Source organism: Streptomyces sparsus (assembly GCF_054776295.1).
The window spans coordinates 1-4,969 of record NZ_BAAHCA010000324.1 but is presented as its reverse complement, the minus strand read 5'-3'; the positions used below and the strand labels follow the sequence as shown (position 1 = coordinate 4,969).

At 71.4% G+C, this 4,969-nt stretch carries 6 protein-coding genes; 3 read left to right on the top strand and 3 right to left on the bottom strand.

The window, feature by feature from the left end; genetic code table 11:
• The coding region (locus ACYVE9_RS15495; protein ID WP_461028431.1) for a helix-turn-helix domain-containing protein at positions 1-387 on the top strand (387 nt) is incomplete at its 5' end.
• Between the two features lie 286 nt (positions 388-673).
• Here the strand turns inward: ACYVE9_RS15495 and ACYVE9_RS15490 are convergent.
• Positions 674-1,144 (bottom strand): ATP-binding protein, encoded by a 471-nt coding sequence (locus ACYVE9_RS15490; protein WP_461028430.1) that lies wholly within the window; start codon positions 1,142-1,144, stop codon positions 674-676.
• 814 nt (positions 1,145-1,958) lie between these two features.
• Between ACYVE9_RS15490 and ACYVE9_RS15485 the strand changes: the two genes are divergently transcribed.
• Positions 1,959-2,708, top strand: a complete 750-nt coding sequence (locus ACYVE9_RS15485) for a ricin-type beta-trefoil lectin domain protein (protein WP_461028429.1) — start codon at positions 1,959-1,961, stop codon at positions 2,706-2,708.
• An 84-nt stretch (positions 2,709-2,792) separates the two neighbouring features.
• Here the strand turns inward: ACYVE9_RS15485 and ACYVE9_RS15480 are convergent, their stop codons facing one another.
• On the bottom strand, positions 2,793-3,152 hold the full coding sequence (locus ACYVE9_RS15480; protein ID WP_461028428.1) for a hypothetical protein: 360 nt from the start codon (positions 3,150-3,152) through the stop codon (positions 2,793-2,795).
• Positions 3,153-3,576: 424 nt separating this feature from the next.
• On the bottom strand, positions 3,577-3,936 hold the full coding sequence (locus ACYVE9_RS15475; RefSeq protein ID WP_461028432.1) for an STAS domain-containing protein: 360 nt from the start codon (positions 3,934-3,936) through the stop codon (positions 3,577-3,579).
• 336 nt (positions 3,937-4,272) lie between these two features.
• Here ACYVE9_RS15475 and ACYVE9_RS15470 point away from each other — a divergent pair, with 336 nt between their 5' ends.
• Positions 4,273-4,839 carry an RNA polymerase sigma factor gene (locus ACYVE9_RS15470; RefSeq protein WP_461028427.1) on the top strand — a complete coding sequence of 189 codons (567 nt, stop codon included), beginning with the start codon at positions 4,273-4,275 and terminating at the stop codon, positions 4,837-4,839.
• The last annotated feature ends 130 nt before the right edge of the window (positions 4,840-4,969 follow it).

The following is a 4,969-nucleotide window of genomic DNA, read 5'->3' as shown; positions in this document are numbered from 1 at the left end:
GTGGCGACCAGCGGCGTCGGCGCCACCGGCCGCGCCCGTGCGTGGGCGCTGCGCCACCTCGACCGGCCGCTGACGTTGCGGGAGCTGGCCGCGCGGGAGGCGATGAGCGTGCGCACCTTCAACCGCAGGTTCCGCGAGGAGGTGGGGCTCACCCCGATGCGGTGGCTGGCGCAGCAGCGCGTGGAACGGGCCCGGGAACTGCTGGAGACCAGTGGTCTGCCGGTGGACCGCATCGCGTCGGACACCGGGTTCGGCACCGGCGCCTCGCTGCGGCAGCACTTCCACGCCGCCCTGGGTGTCTCACCGCGCGCCTACCGCAGCACCTACCAGGGCCCGGTCGGCGCAAGCCCGGGGCGAACCGGCGGGGACGTGGCGCGGGGCGCCTGACGCGACGGACGGGCGGAACGCGGGGCTCGGGCCGCACGCGGACGGGAACCGGCCGGGGTGGCGGTGCGCTGCACGCCCCGAGCACGCATCGCGGACCGCCACCCGGCTCTCCGGCACTCGGGCTACGACTCTCCGACGGAGAGGTCCGGCACCGGACGACGACCCGCACTCGCCGAGGAACGCGGACGGGGAGCCCACAGCCCTCGACGTCCCCTCACGGCGAATCGCTCAGACCAGGGTGATCAAACGGACACCGCTCGTCAACACCTGGCCTGGGCTTTGGGCGTTAGACCCGATTTGTCCGCGCACGCGGGTGACCGACTCCGTGCATCGACAGCGGCTCCCGCACCGGCCCGCACTCGACCCGGTCCAGCTCGCACCAGATGCGCTTACCCTGCCCCTCGGGCTGCCAGCCCCACCGGTCGGCCAGCCCGTCGACGAGTTCGAGACCCCGCCCGCCCGTGTCGTTGCCACCGGCCTGACGCCGGCAGGGGCCCTTGCTGCTGGCGTCGGCCACCTCCACCCGGACGGCTCCGGGGACGTGCCGCTCCGGCAGCAGCATGCGCAGCACCGCCGGGCAACCGGCGTGCACCACCGCGTTCGTGACCAACTCCGAGATCAGCAGGATGAGCGTCTCGCCCAACTGACCGTCCGCACTGATCCCGGAACCGGCCAATCGGGACCGCGCCCATCGCCGGGCCCGTCCGACCTCCATCGGATCAGGCCCGATCTCGAGTTGCACCTGCAGCACCTGCACCGCTCACACCACCAAGACCGGCGGGACCATCACGGTACGTGATCCCGAAGTAACACAGCCTGATGGACAAGCTGTTGTGCGGACAAGCGCTTCAGGCATATTCCGGCGCAAAGGAGTAGGCGACCCGCATACTGTGCGACGCCGAAGACGCCGAGTCGAACGTCGCACCCCCGGGCGCCGGAGCCCCTCTACCTGTCGCATTCGACGGAGCGTACCCGAGCACCCGCGGGTAGCCCTCCGGTGATCAGTCACGAGCGTGCATCGACTGAAACCCAGGTCACGCTCCGAAGCGACCGCCTCACAGCTCGTCGAACAGTCGGACGCACCACAACAACACCACCCCGCTCTGTCACGGTGAGTGACCAGGAGGAACCGCGGGGCACGGAGGGCCCGCGGCACCGAGGCGCGGGTGGCGCGGAAGGGCGTGGTCAGTCGGCGCGGCGAACGGAACACGGAACTCCCATTTTCACTCGCTCCCCGTGCGTCGCAGAAAAACCCGCACGCGGTCTTGTCTGATTCCGTCACCTGGTTAGGATCTTGTCTCGGTCAGCGGGCGCCGGTCACCGATATCCGAACCGGCCGCCCGTGTTCGATGATTCGGGGATTCGTTGCGGCCGTGTGCACAGCTCTCGCCAGGTGTGCGCCACTTCGCGACACCGGACGCTCCGAGACCGGGCGTCGCACGGGAAAGCGGAATCCCGGCCACCGCGCACCCCGAATTCCCGCCGGGCGTCCTTTTCTTCCGGACGTGTTCTCCCGGCGTCCGCACCGCACCGCACCGGCAGTATCCGTCGCGCAAGCGGAAGGAAGAACAATGAAGTCGTCCGGAAGAGTCGTCTCGGCTCTCGCCCTTGTCACCGGCCTTGTCGCCGCCCTCGTCGCCGCGCTCCTCCTGCCCGGCACGGCCGTGGCAGCAGCCTCGACCCCCACCACCTCCCGGGCAGCCGTCGCCGCCGCTCCCACCGAGCCGAAGTACTTTCTCGGCGCGGGGTACGGCCCGTGGAACATCGCCGTGGAGGCCGCCTGGAACTCCGCCTACGCGGCAGCGGCGAACGAGGGTTACTCCTCCGGTAACTGCCGCAGAAGCGCGGGTCCTTCGGGCAACGAGATCAGCCAGGGGTACTACCAGGTGCTCGTGGAGATCCACTGCACTCCGCCGGTCACCGCCGACGGGCAGATCATCGGCGTGCATTCCGGGAAGTGCGTGGACGTCAAGGGCGGCGGTACGAAGGAAGGCACCCCGATCCAGCTCCACGACTGCAACGGAACCACCGCCCAGTCGTGGAAACTCCACGCGGACGGAACGATCCGCGCTCTGGGCAAGTGCATGGACGTGCAGTTCGCGCGAGTGGAGAACGGCACCCACGTCGGCCTCAACAACTGCCACGGCGCCGGCAACCAGCTCTGGGAACGGCTGCCGAACGGATTGCTGCGCAACACGCACTCCGGCCGTTGTCTCGACGCCCTCGACTGGGGGACGGGCAACGGCACCCGGCTGGGTATCTGGGACTGCGCCTCGCACCGCACCAACCAGCAGTGGCGGGGCTCGGCCATGACCGCCTGACCCGCGCACGGCACCCGCGCGGCCCGATGGCACGAGACGGCCCTGCCGGGTGCCGACGGGCGCCGACCGCGGGTGCCGTGGGTCTCAGCGGCACGGGACGCCGCCCTCCGCGACGCCCGCCGTGCCCATCGCTCCCCTGTCCGTCCGGAGCCGGACGCCGGGCCACTGCTGCCCGGTGCCGGCCCCGGACGCACCCGACCCGGCGGCGATCGTCTTGTCGAGGTACCGGAGCGGCACCCAGGCGAGCAGGAGCACGGCGGTCACGATCCAGGGCACCGGCCAGGTGCGGGCCGTCCAGTCGGGAGCGAGGGTGGCCTCGACGGCGCTGGCGGCCATGGCGAGAGCGAAGGTGCCGCACAGGGCGGTACCGACCGCGTCCGCCGACCGCGTCCAGCCGGAGAGGCCGGGCCGGAGGCCGGGGGTGACATGCGTGGACGTGGGCATGGAGATCCCTCGGGTACGTGGCGGGCGGGCCACGGCACGTCTGCGCACGTGGGGGTGGCCCGGGCTGGTCCGTTCCCCCTGCTAACGGCTCGCACCCGCTGAACACGGCGCCGATTCACACTCCGAACACAGGGCGCAAAAGCCGCGGGCGGCCCGCCGACCGCGCATGAGCCGCCGACCGGCACGGGCTGGGGAGCCGCACGGCCTCGGGAGCGGCACGGGCTCAGGAGCGGGAAGGCCTCAGGAGCGGCACCGGCTCAGCAGCGGGAAGGGCTCAGGGCACGAACGACGGGCTGGGGGCGCGAACGGCCTCAGGACGGGGGCGTGCGCGGGCGCGCGACGGCCGGCAGCAGGCAAGCCGTCGAGGCGGCTCAGGAAAGCTGCCCGGAGCGGACAGCGGACAGCGGTTGAGGAAGGGCGGCCGTCAGGCGGAGAGCGGGCGGGCGGCGCCGTCGGTGGCGGCGTCCAGGTCGGGGTAGCAGTCGAAGAGGCGGCGCACCCCCAGAGCGGCGAGCACCCGGTTCACGTGCGACCCGTCGACGGCTCCCTTGGCGGGCAGGATCAGCCGCAGCCGGCCCGCGCAGGAGTGCATCAGCCGCCGGGCGGCGATCAGTACACCGACGCCGCTGGAATCGCAGAACAGGACTTCGGAAAGATCGAGTACGACGCTGTGCCGCCCTTCGGCGACCGCCGCGTGCATGTGCTGCCGGACCGCCGGCGAGGTGACGAGGTCCATCTCCCCCGACACGCGCAGCACGGACCAGTCCCCGCGCGACTCCTCCATCACCTTCAATGACACGCGTTGAAGCCCTTCCCTCGTCCTACCGGAACCGTTGCTTCCCGTCTCGGCTGCCCCGCCGACCACGGTCAAAACGGTTTCCCCCTGCTCGAGCCTATGCCCAAGTCGACCGCAAACTCCCCTGAGATCCGGTCACACCCCCGTAACTCATCGACAGAATCGGGCATTACCGATTCAATTCGCACCGGGAGAGTCCGCGCACCGTGACGGGGCAACCACCATCCGCTGTCAACCCCGGGGGCGCACTTTGCCGCAAAGGGGCGCATCGGGCCAGCCCTTCGCACTACATTCGAGGAAGGAAGAGGGCTGGGGGCCGGGACGATGGGGCATGACACACCACCTCGCTGGGACCGCAAGATGCAGCAGCGGCTGACGCGTGGGGAGGCGGCGGCACTGGGTGAGCTGTACGACCGCTTCGCCTCGCTCGTGCACGGCCTCGCCCACCGGGTGCTGGACGACGAGGACGCCGCCGACCGGGTCACCCGGGACGTCTTCGCCTACGTCTGGGAGCATCCGGAGGCCTACGAGCCCAAGGAGGGTTCGATGCGGTCGTGGATAGCGGCCGTCGCGCACCGGCTGGCGGTCCAGCGGCTGCGGCGCAGCCATGACGGCAGCGCGGGGTCGGCGGAATCGCTGGAGGAGCAGGTGCGGGCCGCCTCCGTCGCGGCGCGCGCCGACTACATCAGGACGTCCATGCCGGCCTCACTGCGGGCCGCCCTGGAGTTGGCGTACATACAGCGCCAGGACTACCGCCAGGCCGCCGAGCACCTGGGCGTCACCGAGGACGAGGCAAGGCGTCGGCTCCGGTTGGGGCTCCAGATGCTGTCCACCGCGACAAAGGGCACCCTGCCGCCCATGGGGCGCGCGGGGCTCGGAGGTCAGCAGTGAACGACCCGCAACTTCCCGGCCGCTCCCCCGAGGACGGGCCCGTGCGCCGGCCGCGCATACCGCCGCCGCGTACGGCGGGGGACGACCATCCGCCGGCGGCGAGGCGGCCGGGTGTGCCGCTCCCCCGGCA